A 19,915-nucleotide genomic window follows, 5' to 3' on the forward strand; every position below is an offset into this window, starting at 1 on the left:
AAGCAGCCTTTTTAGGGTTTATTGAGCCTTAACGGCCGGCCCTTGCCAATATATGCCGTGCGCCCCTAAAGGTGCTTGTCCTTGGAGACCCGGGCGGTTTCAAGCAAAAGGACTGAAAAAAAGCCGTCGTGGAATGAGTTTTAGTTGTAGTGTCCGATCCCCCAGTGAATAACAAAGCTTTTTATGTTATCGGCCGGTCGTCTCACAGTAGCAGATAAGGATGTCGGCAGGGGCGGGATTTGAGCATTATTTCGGGGCGGGAGGTAATAGGTGTTTACCGTGTTGTAGATCGGCGCACCGGAAGTCCAAGGGGCGTAAGGGACGAATCCGTATGCCCGGGCGCCGTCGTAGTACGTCTGAACCGCGGCGTAGTCGTTCCAGGAAATGAACCTGGCGGTAAGCACCGTGAAGTTATACCGCTCGCTTAAATCAACGATATGGTTACGCTTCGCGTTGATCCAGGGATCCCCGGTCGTCTTTTCGTAAGGATAATGTTCCCACATTAAAAAATCAATTAAGGGCGCAGTGTAATCAATTAGATTAAGCGGGGCGTTTTTCCACCAACCGCCGTTCTGAACGATTAACTTCGCCGGATCGTTGTTCCGGATTTCTCTGACGAGCTGGACGGTGGCATCGAGTACCTCCCTGTTGTTGGAATAATCGGTGGCTTCGGCTAAGGTGTCTAAAAAGACACCGTCAAACCCGCGGGCGTAAATACCCTTGGCGTAGTCGGTGATAATCTGCCGGTAATGGGTACTGCGGGGGTCCATTATCCAGTCGGGCGGGTTGTCGTTGGTGTTGGCTACCTTTTGTCTATTTATTAAGAGGTAATCGGATTCCCGAAGGCCCGTAAAAGGCGTCCACTGTTGGTCGATAGAAGTAGTAGGAACGTAGGCGACTACCAGGACATCGGCTGCTTGCAACTTTTTCAATTGGATGTCACTAAGCGTATAAGGCTCAACAATGGCCAGATCAAATCTTTTTAAGTATTCTATCTGCTGTGCCGTTGAAACGCTCCGGTCACCCGTTACCCTGTTTAACCCGAAGGCGGTCAGCTTGACAACAGAAATAATGACCAACATGACCAGAACAGCCAACATAATAATGATATTTCTGACCGCCGTATTTTTAAGTCCGGGCCTGTTTTTGAGCATGGCTTTACCTGATTTCTGCTTGTCTATAAAACTCTACGTATTTGGCTGGTTGACGCCTTTCACAGCCGACTCTTCGTCAATTTATGCCGCTGTTTCTTAATAGTGCCTGTACGAAGCAGCGGCCCATAATAAAAAAACGGAGACCCGCCGCAGTAATTTCTGTTTCCGGGGCGGGTCTCAATAAGTATACTGAAACGATCTATAATTTAACTAGGCAATCAAGAAGCTACTGCCAAAGAGTTCTCACTGCCATCTTGTTACTTGCAGACGAAACGTTTCCTGCGGCATCCGCGGCCTTTATGTAATAGTAGTACCGTGTTTTCTTTCCCAGGCCGGTATTGGTGAAGCTTGTCCCGCTAACGGAAGCCACTTTGTTGTAAGTTCCGTAATAATAGTAGCTCCGATAAACGTCGTAACGAGAGACACCGACGTTGTCTTTAGAAGACGTCCAGGTTATTTTTACGGAGGTTGAACTTAAAGCGACAGCCCGCGTTATCGTTGGCGTTGTCGGTGCCTGGGTGTCCGGCGGCGGCGCCGGCGGATCAACCGGAGGAGAAGGCGGCTCATTCGGCGGCGGCGCAGGCGGTTCCGTTGGCGGCGGCGCAGGAGTATAGCTGCGGGGCGGGAGGTTATAAGTATTTACCGTGTTATAGATCGGTGTACCGGAGGTCCATGGGGCGTATGGAACAAACCCATAGGCGCGGGAGGCGTCATAGAAGTTCTGTGCTCCGGTGTAGTCGTTCCAGGGGAAGAATTTTGTTGCGAGCACCTTAAAGCCGTATTGGTTACGCGAGCTAATCAATTGATTGCGCTCCGCATTTAGCCAGGAATCGCTGGCACCTTTTTCGTACGGATAATCCGGCCACACAATCCCGTCAATAGAAGGCCCGGTTTGGTCAATAAGTTGCAGCCAACCATTGTCCTGAATTATCAGTTTAGTAGGGTTAATGCTTCGGATTCCCTGCACGAATTGGCCGGTGGCTACCAACAGTTCTTGTATGAAGTTGGTTAAAATAGTTGAATCCAAGGAAACATATTTCCATAAATTCTCCGGCTCGCTTATGCCGGCCAGAAAAACGCCGTCAAATCCCCGGGCATACACCGTTCTTACGTAGTCGGAAACGATTTGACGATAGTGCTCACTTCGGGGGTCCATTATCCAGTCGGGATAGCTGGTGTTTACCACTTTCTGCCCGTTAACCCAGATGTAATCGGAATTTAAAAGGCCGGTGTAAGGCGGCCACTGCTGATTCACAGAAAGAGTTGGAACGTAACCGATTACGATGACCCCTGCGGCCTGCAGCTCTTTTAACTGGGCGTCACTTAAGGACTGTGGCTCGGTGAGCGCGAGATCAAATTTTTTCATATCCTGTAACTGCTGTGCCGTAGGAGCGCCCCAGTGCACGACAAAGCTGTTAACGTCATGGGCGAAACGGTTGGATGCGGGTGGCGGCGCAGGGGGAGCCGGCGGATCAGTGGGCGGTGGCGCCGGCGGATCAGTGGGCGGTGGCGCCGGCGGATCAGTGGGCGGCTGCGCCGGGGTATAGCTGCGCGGCGGGAGGTAATAGGTGTTTACGGTGTTATAGATCGGTGAACCGGAAGTCCAAGGGGCGTAAGGTGCGAACCCGTATGCCCGGGCGTCGTCGTAGTACCTCTGAACGGCGGTATAGTCGTTCCAGGAAATGAACCTGGCGGTAATGACCTTGAAGTTATACTGATTTCTTAAACTGATAATGTGGTCTCGCTTCGTGTTGGTCCATGAATCACCGGTCCCTTTATCGTATGGATAATGTTCCCACATCATGAAATCGATTAAAGGCGCGGTGTAATCTATAAGGTTAAGCGGAGCGTCCTTCCACCAACCGCCGTTCTGACAGATCAACTTCGCCGGACCGGCGTTCCTGATTTCTCTTACGAGCTGGACGGTGGCATCGAGTACCTCCCTGTTGTTGGAATAATCGGTGGCTTCGGCCAAGGTGTCTAGAAAAACACCGTCAAACCCGCGGGTGTAAATACCCTTGGCGTAGTCGGTTATAATCTGGCGGTAATGGGTGCTACGGGGGTCCATTATCCAGTCGGGCGGGTTGTCGTTGGTGTTGGTTACCTTTTGACCGTTCAGCCAAAGGTAGTCGGACTCCATAATGCCTGAGAAAGGGGTCCATTTTTGGTCGATGGAAGTGGTCGGGATATAAGCAATCACCATGACGTCGGCTGCATGTAAGGCTTTGAGTTGTGTGTCACTGAATGTGTACGGCTCGACGACGGCCATATCAAATTGCTTCATGTCTTCAATCTGCTGTGCGGTGGGAGTGCCCCAGTGGATCACAAAACTCTTTACATCGTGGGGCAGGCTGATAGCCGCTTGCGATATGCCGCCGATAGGAACAACGGTTGCCATCAAAGCGATCACGAGTAAGGTCGTTAGAGCTTTTCTTGTCAATAAATAGACCTCCTTCAAAAAGCTTGTATTGTGATAGTTGCTGCAAAGCTTCCGCCATTCACCTCCTAAGAGGATACCCTCACCATTTAAGCCTGATTTCGATAGAATTTGACATATTCCTACATGTAAGTTCTGGCAAGTGGGTGAGAGTCTTGGGAGAAAACGATTATGGTTTAATAACGCTTGGGGTGCGGATTCTCAAGCCGACTTCGATTTATAGTTAGACAATCGTTCGGCCCTATTCCGAACATTCACAGTAATATCCAACGGCTATTTACCTATTTGATTCTTGATCTTGAGTACAGGTATGCTGCGGGCGAGTTTAGTCACCAGTTAATGGTAATATGTATATTATATCGGCTAAGGATAACACAAATTCAGGCACAACTTCTGGAGGGAGCCATGTCTACTGGCACGGTGGCTGATGAGCCGGTACTTGCTGTAGTAACGGAAAATGATTATTTCCCGGGCCGTCACCTGCGTCCGGCCTTGTTCCCGATGTTTTGTCCTATATGTGGGGCAAGGTTGTCCCGGAAGCCGCTATACTGCTCTTCCTTCAGCATGAAGGCGGGCCGGCGGCTTGATGGCGAGACCGGATCTACACTGTGGCTATGCGGTTGCTGTCAGTACCTCTTTCGCGTGGACGATCATTCTTCGGAGGACGCGCTGAGATACTTCGACGGCACGGATTATGTCTCCCAGCAGAATGAGGAATTCCTCCGCTGGACGAAACAGGGGATGTTTGAGGAGGTTTTGCGCAGGACAGCCCGTCACTTCCATTTCCGGGACCAGCCGGGAACGATGGTTGACTTCGGGTGCAGCTATGGTCACTTGGGCTTGGTGTTTCAGCGTGCCGGCTGGCGGGTCGCCGGCGTGGACATAGCCGAAAGCATCCGGCAGTATCACCACGAGAGAGGCACGTTTCCGGTTTATGAGCGGTTGGAATGCCCCCAAATTCCCGACGGGAGCGTAGACGTCATCGCCATGATCGACGTCCTTTGTTGTATTTCCAATCCGCTGGACCTGCTAAGTGTGGCTTATCGAAAACTGGCTGAACCTGGCGTGGTGGTCCTGCGCATACCCAATCGTACACGGTATATCCGCTGGGGAGTGCGGCTGCAGAGATTCCTGCCGGATCTGGTGAGCCGTTGGGAGTACGACTATAGCAGTTTCTGGACAACTCGTAACATAAAGATGGCAGCGCGGCAGGCCGGTTTCAATGATTGCCGTATTTTCCGCCGGGAGTCAGGTTATCGCTATCCTCCCGCACGGAAGTTATTTCATTGGATAACGCAATTACTGGCAGCCGGTACGGGCGGAGTAATAGACCTGGCCACCGTCTTTCAAGGCGAACTGTGGAAGGGCCGCCCACCGGTTATTTAAGTTGCGGATTTACAGTCGAAGCTCCTTTCTTTAGAGCATCCTAATGTCGGGGCGCTCGGGGGAGTGTCGATCAATAATGCTGGTTACCGGGTTCCCTTTTATTACGTAATTGAGAGTGAGCAGGAAAAAACGCCAACAGGATCCACAGCGGCTTCATCAGCAGCAGATAATGGGCAAATATCCCCATCGCGACGATTACCACGATATAACCCCGAAGCATTCGTTCCATTGCCCCGTCGGCGCCGGCGCTTTTCGGGGCGGTGTGCCAGAGGTACCCCAGCATGAAAAGGTAGAAGAGCAAGGGTAACGTGCCAGTAACGGCCATGATTTCGATAAACATGTTGTGACTGTACGTTTTGTAGTAATTTATGGCATCGGCGTAAACCAAAATATTGCCGAACCCCACACCCGTCAAAGGATGTTGGGCGTAAATCAACAAGCCGCCGATAGCCGCCTGGAACCTGCCGTTGGAGAAATCACTTCCCTCCAGGCCGCTCGAGATAAAAAGCCGTTCGGCCGGGATGCTGTTAAAGACTTCAACGTTAAAGACGTTTGCAAATACAACTAAATATACCACTACCACCAGCAATAGGGAGACAGCAAGGTAACCCTTCCGCCGCCAAAAGATACGCCAGTGCAATAACGAAATAAGGAGGAAAGTCAGCAACCCGCCGCGCGAAAGTGACAGTAAAATGCCCGCGCACGCGCACAATTGGCTCAGATATCCTGCCCCTCGCAATGTTTTTTCATCCCTGCCGAGGAAGTAAAAGGACGTGAGATAGACCAAGCACATAACGAAGGCGTATTCGTTGGGGCCGGGCCACCAACCGCCGGCACGAAAGTAGCCCTCAAACCCCCCGCTTAAAACTGCTAGATAAAACTCATAAACACCCTGAAGGGTCAGCACCGGCGCGCATAAAAGAATGGTCAGGAGAATGCCGTCAAGTTCTTCCCTGCTGCGAACGCTCAGTGATACCAATTGAAAGATAAAATAACCGATCAACAGCATGTATATATCGTAGTAAGCCTCACCCAAATCCGCATGGATTGACCCCATCGTAAGGTAAACCAGAAAAAAGGCGGTGACGACATACGTGCGGGGATCGCGGCAGCTAAGCAGCGGATATGATTCGGATGTTGACATCTCAAATAATAGGACCCCCGCCGCTAATAAAAACAGGATAGGCGCTGCCGGGATACCGAACTTCTCCATGGTAAATGTCGTAAGATCGGTGAAAGATGCAAACACCAAAATATAGAGCAAAAGGAGTGATTTTCGCATGCTAACTAACCTCACCGTAGGGGTTCTTGCTTCAGACGCCGCACGTTATGCAAGAACATGACTCCGGTCAACGTCCACAGGAATGACAACAGGACCGTCAGACCTAAACCTAAATGAATGTTCATTCGGTAGGCCGGGGCTGGGACGGTCGTTTTTTCAACAACCAGCACCTCTCTCTCGCCCAATACCGCCGCCAGTCTCTTTGGGGCAAGGGTCATAACATTTTTTACTACCAGGGCAGCGTGTTGAGGGTCTTTACCCACCATGCTAAGCCGGATTAGTTTCGTGCCTTCCGGGTTATCGTACCGCAGACTTTGTCGCAGCGTTTTAAGGTTAGTCTTGAAAGGAAGTGTTTTTATCACATCCAGTAAAAAAACGTTGCCATCCAATAGCCGGATGCATGTTTTGACGATTTCTTCGTCGGCTTGAGGCTGAACAAACACTCTTTGCCAAGGATTATCGGGCTCGCTTTCAAGCATCAACGTTGCCGCAGCCTCGTATCTTGGCGATAAGATCTGTATTGTTAACAGGCAAAACAGTCCGGCCAAGAAGGGTATGCCCCAAAGCCATGTCTTTCGGCGCCAGAGTAGCAGCAGAAAATCTCTAAATTCCATCGGCGTCATCTTTTCCGGGTGTATTCCCAATGTCGGGCGACCGGCGTGCGCACCCCACCATCAGACATCCGCTGAAAGTCAGGATAAAGCCGATCAAGACCGCGCCTACCATGTACAACGGTATGTTGGGACTAACGGGGATTCTATTCTCGGAAGCAGCATCGATCAACCTGACGTTGGCCATTCGCAAGGTCGTTTTTTCTTTCTCAATGAAAACCTCGGCTGTCTTGTTGGCTATGCTTGCAGCCTGGCGCGAGTTGGGGAAATACACCGAAATCTCAATTAAAACCGTGTCGCCCTTTTGTCTGACCCTTACAGCCCTACGAAGTTCCTCAGCACTTACGGTGAAATGCAGTTCCTGGGACACCCGGTTCATTACGTCCTTACTAGGTATTATTTCACAGTAGGTCTTGACTAATTGTTTATTAGCCAGCACATCGAGGTAACTGACCTTTCCGGTGGCGGGGTCTTCCGCTCCCGCAACCATTAACACAGCTGTAGCCCGGTAGAGCCGCGGCACCGCGCAGGTGCTCAGCAGCAACCCGCTTAATAGGGAAACAAGTATAGCGGCAACAATAGTCTTTTTGTAAGTTTTTAAAACCTGTAAAAGTTTCATACTCAAGCTCCTTTTTAAGAAACCAGCTTTGCGTTCGACCATGCTGTATTGTATTAAATGTGTCTATAAGGTGTTACTTCTGGGAGGTTGTTAAGCACGAAAGCGGCCGGACCCAAAAAGCAAAGTCATTGACCGGCCGGTGACATCCTAAGAGTGCAAAAATGCGCTTTTTCTACTCGACTTTCTTGAAAGCAATATATTGTAAATATCTTCAATCTTCTGAACTTGCCGAGCCATATTATGGTTTTCACAGACTAACGCGGCTCCGGCCCTTGCGAGTTCAGCCGCCAGCTCCCTATCCCGGTATAAGTAACACATCTTTGCCGCCAGGTCCGCGGTATCTTTGGCCGCAACCAGCAAACCCGTTTCTCCCGGCCGGACAAGTTCCCGCACACCGCCTACATCAGACGCAATCACAGGGATCCCCAGAGCCATGGCTTCCATTAAAACCATCGGTAAGCCTTCCCATCTGGACGCCAGCACAAAAACGTCCATGACCTGCATGAGTTCATGGACATCTTCTCTGTAACCGGTGAAGACAACGTGTTCGTTTATACCCAGTTGGCGGGCCGTCTTTTTCAAAACCTGTTCGTCCGGCCCTGTGCCGACAATAACCAAAGAGACGTTTTCCAGGCGGTTGGCAACTTCCCTAAAAGCGTGCAACAATAAATCGATTCCTTTTTGCTCGTCCAGTCTGCCCACGGTGCCGAATACAAAACGCTGAGTGGGTAGTCCTGTGTTTTGTGCTACTGCATCACGGTTCACTTTACCGTAATCGTTAATCTCGATCCCATTGGTGACGGTTACCACTTTTGTCGGTTTAAGCGTAAAATTATGGCGCAAATAATATTCTTTAACCGTTTCGGAACAGGCGATGGAAATGTTGTACCGGTTGCGCATTACAAGGTCCACCAATTTGAAGGGATGCCACTGTTTAAGCCACGGGTTGGCATTGTGGATGTGCGAAATCATAGGAATTCGACGCAGAAGAAACCTCGAGCTCATCCAGGCCAAAAGGGAGGCCCTGTGGTCGTGAGCGTGAATCAGATGAACATGCCTGTATTTCAGTATTCCTCGCAGGCGGAAGATGTTACTTGGTGTGGGAAAACGGACGTCCATTACCTCCACCGGATGGCCGTCGGCTTTGTAAACCTCACGCAGCGGGTCGCCGCCGCAGGTGATTATACTGTGAAACCGGCTGCTGTTCAGATGTCTGGTAATCAGTTGTACGATTCGTTCGGCGCCGCTGAGACGGTTGGTGGACAGCAGGTGCAGAATGTTGTATGGGGCCGTTTCCGTTTTCGATATGGGTCGGCATCTGAAAAACATCAGTATTGAACAAAACGCAATACTGAGAAGGAGACAAATCGCGCCCACTACGAGCGCGTAGAGCAGTGTTTGACGGCGCGCCGGGGCTTTGCTTTCAGCCGCAAGGGGTTGTTCAAGTTGCGCGACCATCATATGAAAATCGAGTTCGTTTGCTGTTTGTCTTCCCAGAACGGGTGCGTCAGCGACTTTGGCTTTGTAGGTTATCGGCGACTGTTTGCCGGTCGAGAAGATGGTCGGTAGCAGCCCGGAGGATGCTTGATTGCCTTTTTCATTAATTTTCAGGTTCATTTTCGTCTTGCTTGAAGACGATAAGTGCAGAACGATAATCAGTCCCAGCACTATACAGAAAAGAGTCACTAGGGTAACCTTGTGCTTTTTTAGCACCGATGAAGCCGCTTTTATCATTTTAACCATCTGAGTCTCCCTTGCATACGGTCGTATAGCCGCAGGGATGACTCCGGTGCCACTTCCAGGCGGTACCGATAATGTTTTCCAGCGTTTTATACTCCGGATCCCAGCCCAGCTCTTGTTTTATCTTCTTTGAACTGGCCACCAATATCGCGGGGTCACCTGCACGCCGCGGGACGATTTCATATTTGATGCTTTTACCTGTGATTTTGGTTGCGGTGTTAAGCACTTCGAGAACGCTGAATCCTTCCTCGCTGCCGAGGTTGAAAACAGTGCTCCGCAGGCCGTGCAGGAGCGCGTTCAATGCAAGAATGTGAGCATCGGCGAGATCCTTGACGTGGATATAGTCTCTTACGGCGGTCCCATCTTTGGTCGGGTAGTCGCCGCCGAAGACGGATACTTTTTCCGTTTGGCCGAGGGCGGCCTTTAGTACCTTGGGAATCAGGTGGGTTTCGGGTTCGTGGTCTTCGCCGATGTCCCCGCCCGGGTCTGCACCGGCAGAGTTGAAATACCTGAGGGAAACGTACTTTAGGCCGTAGGCTTCGTGGTAGCGCTTCAATATCTTCTCAAGCATGCATTTGGTATCGCCGTACGGATTGGTAGGTTTAAGGGGATGCTCTTCATTAATGGGTACTACTAACGGCTCGCCGTACACTGCGGCTGAAGAGGATAGAATGATATACCCGACGTTTTGGTGCACCAGTTGGTTGAGAAGGATTAAGCTCTTACACACGTTGTTTTGAAAGTACTTGGCAGGATCAGTAACGGATGCGGCTACCAGGCTGTCTGCGGCGAAGTGAATCACGGCCTGGACCCGATACCTTGTAAGAGTTGCTCGGAGAATGTCGGCGTCGGCGATGTCGCCGGCCACTATAGGAAAATCCTTAACAGCTTCGCGATGTCCCGAGCTGAAGTTGTCGTAAATAATGACCTGAAAGCCGTGCCCTGAAAGCTGACGGGCGGTATGACTCCCGATATACCCTGCCCCGCCGGTTAATAAAACGACCATCACTCGATCCTTCTCTCAAAACATAGCAGTACGCTGGTAAGTGCTACTACTTTATTAACCCAAGCGGTAAAGTGTTACTTTCGCCGAGCCGTAGGAGGCGGGTAGCTGTGATACCATTACTGCCCGCTGCTTTGATATCAGGCCGGGAGGTCACTTAAACCGGTAAATACGGCTTTCTTGTTTGCCCGCCGTTTCATCTTGTTGTTTTAAGCCGCTGTATCTTTTTAATTAGCGACGCCAGCTTGAAAAGTGCTTCTGTCAGCTCCGGGTTCCCGTCTTCAAGACGCAAAACGTTCAAAACCATCTCCCGGCACCGGCGCACCAGTTGTTCCAGCGCGCAGGCGGCGTATAACTCCCGTTCAGGGGATTCTGCCAAAGCCTCATTAAAGTGACGGAAGGCCTGCTCGTGCAAACCGAGGTTTGAGTATGCGTTACCCAGGAGGTAAAACACTCCGGCGTCAGCCTTGCCGTTATGGACGGCTTGCTCCAGAAGGTGTTTGGCTTCCGGATTAAAGCCTTTGTTCAAGGCGTGTCGGCCTAAAACGTAACTGGCCTCGGCCATACTCCCGCCGCCGCATACCATGACTGCGGCGAGTGCAAGACCTCTGTCACCGAGCCGAAGGATTTTCAGGGCGGTGTCAAGGACCTCACGGCGTGATTCCGCCCCAAGAAATTCAACCGGCGCATCCGCTCCGGCGCCGCAGACCAGGCGATTGATCATGCCGTATGCGATCACGCCGGGATTATCCGGGGCATCAAAGGCGGAGATCAGCGCCGACGCGTTCCGCTTCGGTTTTTGAAGCCACATGGCGAGGCACCTTTGTTTCAGTACTTCGGTTTTCAAGGAAGGGCTGAGCGGTTCCGCCAGTGTTACCTCAGCCGCTTCTGCGTGGCGCTTGAGGCGCACCAGGCACTGAATCCTATAAAGTATTATTTCCGGTGCCGCCGGGCCTTCCGCCGCGTCTATCAGACCGAGGCAGGCTTCAAATTCACTTATTTCGAATAAAAGCCGGACCCTGGTCTGAAAATCGATCTTCAAATCGTTTTTTAGATAATCCGCGATTTCAGGTCCTTTGCGGCCGCAGCTTTGCAGCAAGGCGGACAGGCGGGACAGCAATCGGTCTGACCGTTGTTCGCGGAGCGCACGCGTAAGAAAGTCGGCGGCTTCACTGAAGCTGCCTTCGCGCGCGAGGATTTCGGCCACGTTCTCGAAGGCGAGATGCCCGGTGACGCCTTCGGTGGTCGTGTAGCGCGCGGGCGTCCGCCGGAAGCCGGTGCATTTGAGGAAACAAGCTTTAGCCCGGGCGGTCATGCCCAGGTCCCGAAAGATTTGCCCTTTGAGAAAATAAAGGTCCGGATAGTCCGGGAAATAGACCAGGCCTTTGTCCGCCAGTTCCAGGGCTTCGGAATATTCTCCCGCTTCGCTGAGGCAGAGGCAGTAGTTCCGGTAGATCGCCGCCGCAAAACCTGAGCCCGGACTGACGTGTTCGAGTGCGACCCGGTAATGTTTTCGGGATTTGTCCAGGTCGCCCAGCGAGAAATAACTGACGCCGAGGTTATAGTTTTGGAAAGGATCGGTGGGGTTGCCGGCCAGTTCTTGCTCCAGGAGCGCGATATTGCGCAGCGTCTTTTTCGCGGTATTTGCACCGAAAACATACCCATAATGCATGATTTCCAGATTTGAATGCCCGATGGCCGCCGCCGGGTTTTCCTTCAGGATGCTCGGTTTTATCTGCTCGTGGATTCTTCCCTGAAAGCGGTACGCTTTCCGGTTCCTGAACATCCTGAGGCTGAGGTGTCTGGTTTTAGGACTGTCTGTGCCCGGGGATACGGGGCTCACAACGGTGAATGTCCAGGCCTCGACCTCCTCCACGGACGCCAGCTTCCTCAGCTCAACGGAGGTTTCGGCGGGCAGTTCCTCATCGGCGTCAAGGAACAGCGTCCATTCCTTTGTTGCGTGCTTTAGGCTTTCGTTCCGGGCACGGGCGAAGTCCATCCGCCAGGGCGAGCGTACAACGAGCGCGCCGAAACTCGCGGCGATATCCGGCGTGCGGTCCGAGGACCCCGTATCCACAACGATAATTTCGTCGACATAGTCTTGTACGCTCTTAAGGCACCGGGGGAGGTTCTTCTCTTCGTCCTTCACGATCATGCAGAGGCTGATTGTGTTTGTGTTCGGTGTCATAAGCAGCTCATTTGAGAATTAATCAACCGCCAAGACGCCAAGAATGCTATGTATCAAGAAAATGAATATTAACATCAGTTAAATCGCTGTTTCCATGCCATTTTCATTCTCCGTTGCCCGCAACATGGCATGGTCGACTCCCTATAAAATAATCGTTCTTTCGTAGGGCGCGACGATAAGCTGCGTATAGCCGTGTCAGCCTAGCAGGGCCGGGTCATCACGTATCCTCCAGTATGCTCCGGCTCGTCCCCCAGCACTCAAACTTACCCTAAGTAAGAAAACAAGCCGTTTTAACGAAACTTAACCTTTTACGAATTGCTGCTTTTCAAGTCGAATTGAGTGCAGGGTTCCTCGTACTGTTCGTTCCTCGTCACGTTCCGCATATGTTACTCGTCTGCATCTGAGTGACCAGCTTACGGATCCTTATTGACACTCTTCGTGTTGCTGCAATAGCGGCTTGTGGAGTTCCTTATGTCTACACAACAAGATATGAAGGAGCGGGGGCAGGTGTACCTCTCACGGGTTGCGGATTAAGCCCTCAGCCGATAATCCCGGTCCTCAGTCGGGGAACGGGGGAAAAAAAGAAAAAGTCTCCGGTCCCTGTTTCGGATTTAGGACTCAGGACACAGGACTTAGGACTTGACGTTTATGATATGGGTGGCGCAGGACAGGCAGGGGTCGAAAGAACGTATTATCCGTCCAAGAACGGTAAAAAGCATCTTCGGCCGGGGTATCGCCGTGTCCACAAGGGCGTTCTCCACGGGTCCGCGCCGGCCCTGCCGGTCTTTCGGAGAGAAGTTCCACTCGGTCGGGGTGATGATCTCGTACCCGACGACTCTTTCGCCGTTGAGCAGGGCGCTGTGCAGTAGGGCGCCGCGCATGGAGTCGGTGACGGCGACCGCCTCGCTCTTGACGGGCGACGTTTTCTGTTTGATCGGGGGCGGCCCGGGTTCCAGTTTTGTGAGCCAGTTTTCAAGCAGTTCCCCGATCAGCATGGTCTCCAATGAACGGGCGCATATCCTGTCCATGGTTGAGGTGCCGCCGTCGTAGCGTCTGTTTATTATCATGCGCGCGAGAGGTCCCACCTCAAAATGCCGGCCGCCGTAAAGCACTGATTTCACCCAGGTGTAAGCGTCCGGTTTGTATGGCGCGGGTTCCGGCTGGCGCCCCGTAAGGTTATTAACGTTCGCGTCTTCGAACCAGGAACGGGTTACGTCCGTCTCGATTAGTTTAACTTCCGGCGGGTCGAGCTTGTCGTCCGACAGAACGCCGCCTTTCCATAAAACCCTGTCGTTTTTGGCGCCGAACCGGAAAAGACCGAAGGACAGAAGGCGTCTGGGCGTGATGCCGATATGAAAATAGTCGTTGTAAACCCGGGCGATCAATGCGGTGTCCGGGATCATGCAATCCTTTATAAACCGGTTGATGCTGTCGATAAGGGCGAGAGCCCGGTTGACTTTGTCCGCCGTCGGGGAAACCGCGGCGCCCCCGTGAACAAAACTGTGCTGGTGGGGCGCTTTACCGCCGAATACGGCCAGAATCTCGTGGCTTCGCTGGGCTGCTTTAACCGCTGCAAAGTAGTGCTCCACCAGAAGCCGGTTATCTTTTTCAACTAAACGGACGTCAGTGATATCTTGTTCGTGAAAAGGCGGCCGGTCGGGCATCCGTACGTAGTCGGGCAGGCTGAACAGATAAAAGTGCCTGATGTGGTTTTGCAGGAAATCAGCCGCGAACATGATATTGCGCAGGTAATGAGCGTTTTCGGGTATGTCATTGTCGTAAAGGTCGTCCAGAAGGTAACTGGACACGGCGCCGTGGGCCAGGGAACATATGCCGCAGACCCGCTGGGTCATATAGACGGCATCCGTTACGTGCCGGTCGCGCATTATCCACTCGTAGCCCCTGAACATCGTGCTGCCGGCGTAGGCTTCCTTCACCCGGTTTTTCTCGACGGTCACCTCTACCGACAAGAGACCGCTGAGCCGGGTTACCGGGCTGAATATTATCCGCTGTGTTTTCATCCATATCCTCCTAACCCGGACCGGAACTAAAATATTTCACCACAGAGGCACAGAGTTTACAGAAAAAAATATCAAGACTAATAACAAAAATAAAACCCCTTTTTCGTTTTCATCCTCCTCCGTGTGCTCTGTGTCTCTGTGGTTATTTCTTTTTGTCATTTTATTCATGTTCCGGACTTTTTACGGACAGCGAAGTGAAAAAAGGTGAGGACCCGTCCGGGAAATCCTCGTTGGTGCAGCCGATGCACGGGGTATTGGCCTTAACCGGCCAGTTCACGTGGTCCACCCACTGCCTGTACGGGCAGTCGGCTCCCGTTTTCGGGCCCATGCATCCCTTAGAAAACATGCATTCGATGTCACCGAGTTTATCGGCAAAATCCTTCTTATCGAAGTAAGAGCGGCGCTGGCAGTGCCTGTGCACCGTAAACCCGTAGAACAACGCCGGGCGGTTAAACCGGTCGAGCTCGGGCCTCCCGTACATCAGTAAATGGGCCAGGGTGCCCACAAACCAGTCGGGGTTAACCGGGCAACCGCTGACATTAATGATTTTCCGGGGGAGTACCTTCGAGAGTCCGACGCTTCCGGTTATGTTCGGCCGTGCCGCGGAGGGCCCCCCGAAACTGGCGCAGGTGCCGACGGCCACTACGTGTTCCGCGAGTTTCCCAAACCGCGTCACTGCTTCAAAAGCCGTGATGTACCGGTCTTGGGTTCTGGCGACGGCGCAATAAAGGCCGTCGTCTTTAACGGGTATGGCCCCTTCGACCACAAGGGTGAACGGACCGTACTGCATCGCGGCGGCCCGTTCAAGGACGGCGAGCGCCTTCGTGCCCTGGGCGGCCATGAAGGTGTTACTGTATAAAAGATCGATCATTTCGGCAAAAACACGGCCCAAATAAGGAAAAGTGGTGTTCATGAAGGAGATGTTGTTGTCACCGCTGTCATTGGTCTCTATCCAGACAACGGAAAGCTTTGGGGTGTTATGCTTTGCCCGGTGGGTTTTAACCGCGGATAATAGCTTTTCGGTCAGCGCATGATTGTCGCGGGAAGATAACTTACGGCAGACGGCGGCAAACTTTTCTCTGGTCAATACAAAAACCTCGTTTTTGTATCAACTTATGCCTTTGCCTGCTCGGGTATGATTTAGGGCACGACCTTGGGCGCTTTATAGAACAATTCGGGCGGCACGGCCGGTTCGACCTCCTTATAGCGTGAGCGCAGGACCACGAAGTCCACCCGGCGGTTTTGCTGCCGGTTGAGTTCGGAGTTGTTCGCGACCATAGGCCGGTACTCGCCGTACCCTGACGCGGAAAGGCGCTGCGGCGGGAAGTTGTCCGCATGGAGCAGTTCTTGCACCACGCTGGTGGCGCGGGCCGTGGAAAGCTCCCAGTTGGACGGGAAACGGGGGGTATGAATCGGAAGATCACAGGTGTGTCCCTCTATCCGGATGTAGTTGTCGGTCGTGACCAGTATCTGACCGACTTTATGTACTATCACCCGGGCCTGCGGGGTAAGGTCCGCCGAGCCCACGGGGAATAACGCGGTGTCCTGAATGCTTACCACCACGCCGCGTTCTTCGATCCTGGCGGTGACTTTGGCCGCGAGTCCCTGCTCCTTGGCGTATTTTTCGATCTGTTCCCTGATCTTCTGCAGTTGGATGTTTTCGATGGCATCTGCGTTCAGATTAATTTTAGTCTCTATGCTTTCCTGTGATACCGGCGCCCCGGAAACCACCGACGGCCCCTGTCCGGACACGACCATGCCGGCGCTGCCGCCCAGCGCTTGGGAGAGGGACTGGGCGATGCCGGCGAATTTCTTGGCGTCAACGTTGCTGAAGGTATAAAGAACGACAAAAAAAATCAGGAGCAGGGTAATCAAGTCGGCGTAGGTGATCAGCCACCGTTCGTGGTTGGCTTCCTTTACCTCCTTTTTACGTGCTTTCATAAACCTCACCTTGGCCTTCTTTTTCGACCGGGGCTGTCTTCCGCTCTCCCGGTCTCAGGTACGCGGTAAGCCGTTCTCTGATAAGGATCGGGTTGTTCCCCGCCTGGAGTGCCAGGAGTCCCTCGATCATCATCTGATAGGCAACCTCTTCCTTGGCGCTGAGACCTTTCAGACGTGTGGCGATCGGGAAGTAGATCACATTGGCGCTTGACACGCCGTACAAGGTAGCGGTGAACGCCATCGCGATCGCCGGACCGAGCGCATCAGGGTTAGAAAGGCTTCCCAGCACGTGGATCAGGCCCATAACGGTGCCGATAATGCCCATGGTCGGCGCATAACCGCCGGCCTGGTTGAAAAGCTCCTGGCCGATCTTGTGGCGCTCCTGCATCGCGTACATCTCGATCTCCATAATGTTGTGGACCAGATCGGGATCGGTGCCGTCTACAACAAGTTGGATTCCCTTGCGCAGGAAAGCGGAGTCGATTTCCCCCAGATGGTTCTCAAGATAAAGCAGGCCCTCCCGGCGGGCTTTCTCGGCCAGTTCAACCATCTGGTCGATAAGCGCGCGCTCGTCAACCGGTTTGGCAAAAATTATCACCTTGAAAAGCTTGGGTATGAGCATTATCTCGGCAAGTGAAAAACCGGCCATAACGGCACCGAGGGTGCCTCCGAAAACTATTATGGCCGCCGGGAGGGCGATAAGCATCCCGATGTGTCCGCCTTCCATTATAAACGCAAGAACCAGAGATGCTATGCCGAGCGTAACACCAAGGATGGTTGCCAGGTCCATGAGCAACCTCCTTCCTGAACTTAACCCGTTCTTCATAATTATCGGTACGAACCAGGGGTTTTCTTTATGGCTGGGTGTGATATTACGAAAAAAACCTTACGATTATTTCTTCAGTAAGAGCAACAGGAGGCAGAATAAAGCGCCGGTGAAGAAGACTTCGGCGGCGGGAAGAAAGTCGAAAAACCGGATGCCCTTTCCGGCAAGAAGGAAGGATCCGGTTAACAGGGTAACGGTCAAAAGACCGAGGATTAATCTATTGATGTTCGTGTCAACGCGGTCGGCAAGTCGTTTCAGGTCCGGATTCTCTTGTTTTACGCGCAGGTTGCCGCGGGAAACGTCCTCGAGGAGCGTGGTAATCTGCCCCGGTAAGCGTGTGAGGAAGTACAGGTGCGTGGGAAGCTCGGCAAGAAGGAACTGCTTTATTCCTTCGATGCTGAGACGGGAGGTAATAAATCTGCGCCCGATGGGAGAGGCTATTTCGGCGATGCTTATCTCAGGGTAAAGCCGGCGGAGTAACCCGTCCGCGGTGGTCAGGGTTTTTACGAGGAGCGCGAGTTCGGCAGGCATGCGCAGCCGGTGACGGTACGCCACCTGCAGCATGTCGCCGAAGGCTTCGGGAAGACTGATCGCGCTGAGCGGTATTTCGTAATACTTTTGCTGCAGCATTTCGATGTCTCTTTTCAAGGCGGCGGGGTTTGTCATTTCCGAGGTTACCTGCATCTGTAGGACTACCCTGGTGACGATGCCGGCGTTTTTTTGGGTCAATCCCACCACCAGCCATCCGATTAGTTCTTTCATGCTCGGGCTCAGACGTCCCACGATACCGAAGTCCACAAAGGCGATCCTGTTTCCCGGCAGGACATACAGGTTGCCGGGGTGCGGGTCCGCATGGAAAAAACCGTCGCCGAGCATCTGCTGCAGAAGTGTTTCCGCCAAGCGGCGGGCCAGACGCGGGCGGTCGATACCATCGGCGTCGAGGGACGCCAAATCGGAGATCTTGATTCCATTGATACGCTCCAGGACCAGGATTCCCGGCCTGGTGTATTCCCAGAAGACTCCCGGGATGATTACCGCTTCGTTGCCGGAGTGGTTCCGGCGGAAGATCTCGGCGTGCTGGGCCTCGATGGTGAAGTCGCATTCCTCGCTCAGAACCCTCCGGAACTCCGTAACCATTTCGGTAAAAGGGTAAAAACGGCCCCATGCGGTGTGCTTTTCGGCAAAACGGGCGATGTCCTTCAGTATATCGATGTCGACGGCGATTCCTTCCGTAACGCCCGGCCGGCGTACCTTAACCACGACCTCTTCCCCCGAAAGGAGCCGGGCGGCGTGTACCTGGGCGATAGAGGCGGACCCCAGCGGATCGGAGTCAAAGGAGGCAAAGACCTGCTCCAGTGGGCATCCGAATTCCCTCTCAACGGTCCGTACAATTTCCTCGCGGCTTGCGGGCGGGACGGTATCCTGAAGTTTTTCCAGCTCGCGGATGTATCCTTCCGGCAGGAGGTCGGCGCGGGTGGAAAGAAGCTGACCGAGTTTAATAAATGTGGGGCCGAGTTCCCAGAAAGCCGAACGCAAGCGGGTTGCAGGCGACTCGGCAATCGTTTGCCGGTTCCGGCGGTAGATCCGGAAAAGGCCGCCAAGGCCCAGACTGGTTGATAAATGGCCCAGACCGTGCCGCAGGGCCACGCGGGTTATCTGCCGGTATCGTTTGATATGCCGGTAGTATCGCCCGAACGAGGGTAGCATCATGTTCCTTCCTTCGCATGGCGGGCAACTAATCAGCCGCTCGGCGTTTATCTTAACCAGCACCCAAATAGACACCAAATCTCAGACATACCCCTCGATATCGGAAAACTGAGTGCTGGACGGCGAAATACAAGCCTATCCCGCCTCTCATATCGCAGCGCCCGATGAACGGGGCACCCGTAAAGTTGCTATAGTGATAGACTTTGTCCAACCGTAGCATACCATTTAAGGACATAATTTAAAATACAATGCGACGGGGTTAAGTTTTTTACCAAAAAGGGCGATATTACTTAAGGTATAATTTCGGACACGCAGAGGACTATCCAGCAAGCCGCTTGCCGTATTTCAGTCCGTTTTCTGCGGTGCGGCCATGAAACTGCCCGAAAGCTCAAGGGGGGATCAACAGTGGCGCAAAGGCTTGAGGTTAACGGAAAAGAAGGGCAGGTTGTTGTCTTTAAGCTGGCAGGCGAGACATACGGGGTGGATATCGCATCCGTTGCGGAAATCATCAGGATGGAAAGCATAACCCGGGTACCCCGGACGCCGGAATTCATAGAAGGAGTAATAAACCTCCGGGGGAAGGTCATTCCGGTGATCGACCTGAGAAGGCGTTTTGACCTGCCCAAAGGTGAACAGTCACGGCAGACCCGGATTATCATCGTGGAAATGGGTGAAATGGTTATCGGGATGATCGTCGACGCGGTGATTGAGGTGCTCCGGGTTTCGGAAGAGAGCATAGAGCCGCCGCCGGCGGTTATCAACGGGGTGGACGTTATTTATCTCCGGGGTATTGCTCTTCGGGAGGAGCGGATGATTATCCTCCTTAACCTGGAGAAGATCCTTTACGCGCACGAAAAAGAGGCCTTGCAGCAAACAGAGTTGATAGAGGTTTCTCCCGGGGAGATGCAGTCGGTTTAAAGCCGGTAGTCGGCATCATTATCGGTTCGAGGGTGCCCTGAGCCTTGCCGCCGACAGCGGATGGATACTGAGAAGCAAGCTG

Annotated in this window: 15 protein-coding genes; 2 read left to right on the top strand and 13 right to left on the bottom strand. The window is 52.8% G+C overall.

What is annotated here, in order from left to right; all coding sequences use genetic code 11:
* Positions 1-140: 140 nt before the first annotated feature.
* Both AB1500_00195 and AB1500_00200 read right to left on the bottom strand, forming a co-directional pair.
* Positions 141-1,154: an endo alpha-1,4 polygalactosaminidase gene (locus AB1500_00195; protein MEW6181586.1), complete on the bottom strand. Its 1,014-nt coding sequence runs from the start codon at positions 1,152-1,154 to the stop codon at positions 141-143.
* Between the two features lie 226 nt (positions 1,155-1,380).
* Positions 1,381-3,594, bottom strand: a complete 2,214-nt coding sequence (locus AB1500_00200) for an endo alpha-1,4 polygalactosaminidase (GenBank protein ID MEW6181587.1) — start codon at positions 3,592-3,594, stop codon at positions 1,381-1,383.
* A gap of 402 nt (positions 3,595-3,996) precedes the next feature.
* Between AB1500_00200 and AB1500_00205 the strand changes: the two genes are divergently transcribed.
* On the top strand, positions 3,997-4,977 hold the full coding sequence (locus AB1500_00205) for a class I SAM-dependent methyltransferase (protein ID MEW6181588.1): 981 nt from the start codon (positions 3,997-3,999) through the stop codon (positions 4,975-4,977).
* Between the two features lie 70 nt (positions 4,978-5,047).
* Here AB1500_00205 and AB1500_00210 read toward each other — a convergent pair whose 3' ends face one another.
* The 11 genes from AB1500_00210 to AB1500_00260 form a co-directional block, all read right to left on the bottom strand.
* On the bottom strand, positions 5,048-6,259 hold the full coding sequence (locus AB1500_00210) for an O-antigen ligase family protein (GenBank protein MEW6181589.1): 1,212 nt from the start codon (positions 6,257-6,259) through the stop codon (positions 5,048-5,050).
* Between the two features lie 11 nt (positions 6,260-6,270).
* Positions 6,271-6,873: a Wzz/FepE/Etk N-terminal domain-containing protein gene (locus AB1500_00215; GenBank protein MEW6181590.1), complete on the bottom strand. Its 603-nt coding sequence runs from the start codon at positions 6,871-6,873 to the stop codon at positions 6,271-6,273.
* On the bottom strand, positions 6,863-7,489 hold the full coding sequence (locus AB1500_00220; protein MEW6181591.1) for a Wzz/FepE/Etk N-terminal domain-containing protein: 627 nt from the start codon (positions 7,487-7,489) through the stop codon (positions 6,863-6,865). Before AB1500_00220 ends, AB1500_00215 begins: the two co-directional genes overlap by 11 nt.
* 147 nt (positions 7,490-7,636) lie before the next feature.
* Entirely contained in the window at positions 7,637-9,232 is a 1,596-nt protein-coding gene (locus tag AB1500_00225) for a glycosyltransferase family 4 protein (protein ID MEW6181592.1), read from the bottom strand.
* Positions 9,225-10,235 (bottom strand): UDP-glucose 4-epimerase GalE, encoded by a 1,011-nt coding sequence (galE, locus tag AB1500_00230; protein ID MEW6181593.1) that lies wholly within the window; start codon positions 10,233-10,235, stop codon positions 9,225-9,227. Before galE ends, AB1500_00225 begins: the two co-directional genes overlap by 8 nt.
* Before the next feature lie 193 nt (positions 10,236-10,428).
* Positions 10,429-12,420 (bottom strand): glycosyltransferase, encoded by a 1,992-nt coding sequence (locus AB1500_00235; GenBank protein ID MEW6181594.1) that lies wholly within the window; start codon positions 12,418-12,420, stop codon positions 10,429-10,431.
* A gap of 632 nt (positions 12,421-13,052) precedes the next feature.
* Positions 13,053-14,441, bottom strand: coding sequence for a nickel-dependent hydrogenase large subunit (locus tag AB1500_00240; GenBank protein MEW6181595.1), 1,389 nt, complete (start codon positions 14,439-14,441; stop codon positions 13,053-13,055).
* Between the two features lie 160 nt (positions 14,442-14,601).
* Positions 14,602-15,528, bottom strand: coding sequence for a hydrogenase small subunit (locus AB1500_00245; protein ID MEW6181596.1), 927 nt, complete (start codon positions 15,526-15,528; stop codon positions 14,602-14,604).
* A gap of 53 nt (positions 15,529-15,581) precedes the next feature.
* The gene (locus tag AB1500_00250) at positions 15,582-16,382 is read right to left on the bottom strand and encodes a flagellar motor protein MotB (protein ID MEW6181597.1); all 801 of its coding nucleotides are present in this window, start codon (positions 16,380-16,382) and stop codon (positions 15,582-15,584) included.
* On the bottom strand, positions 16,369-17,172 hold the full coding sequence (locus AB1500_00255) for a flagellar motor protein (protein ID MEW6181598.1): 804 nt from the start codon (positions 17,170-17,172) through the stop codon (positions 16,369-16,371). Before AB1500_00255 ends, AB1500_00250 begins: the two co-directional genes overlap by 14 nt.
* 102 nt (positions 17,173-17,274) lie before the next feature.
* Entirely contained in the window at positions 17,275-18,990 is a 1,716-nt protein-coding gene (locus tag AB1500_00260; protein MEW6181599.1) for an AarF/ABC1/UbiB kinase family protein, read from the bottom strand.
* A gap of 330 nt (positions 18,991-19,320) precedes the next feature.
* Between AB1500_00260 and AB1500_00265 the strand changes: the two genes are divergently transcribed.
* Positions 19,321-19,833 carry a chemotaxis protein CheW gene (locus tag AB1500_00265; GenBank protein MEW6181600.1) on the top strand — a complete coding sequence of 171 codons (513 nt, stop codon included), beginning with the start codon at positions 19,321-19,323 and terminating at the stop codon, positions 19,831-19,833.
* The last annotated feature ends 82 nt before the right edge of the window (positions 19,834-19,915 follow it).

The sequence above is a fragment of the Bacillota bacterium genome, from assembly GCA_040755295.1.
Lineage (GTDB): Bacteria > Bacillota > Desulfotomaculia > Desulfotomaculales > Ammonificaceae > SURF-55.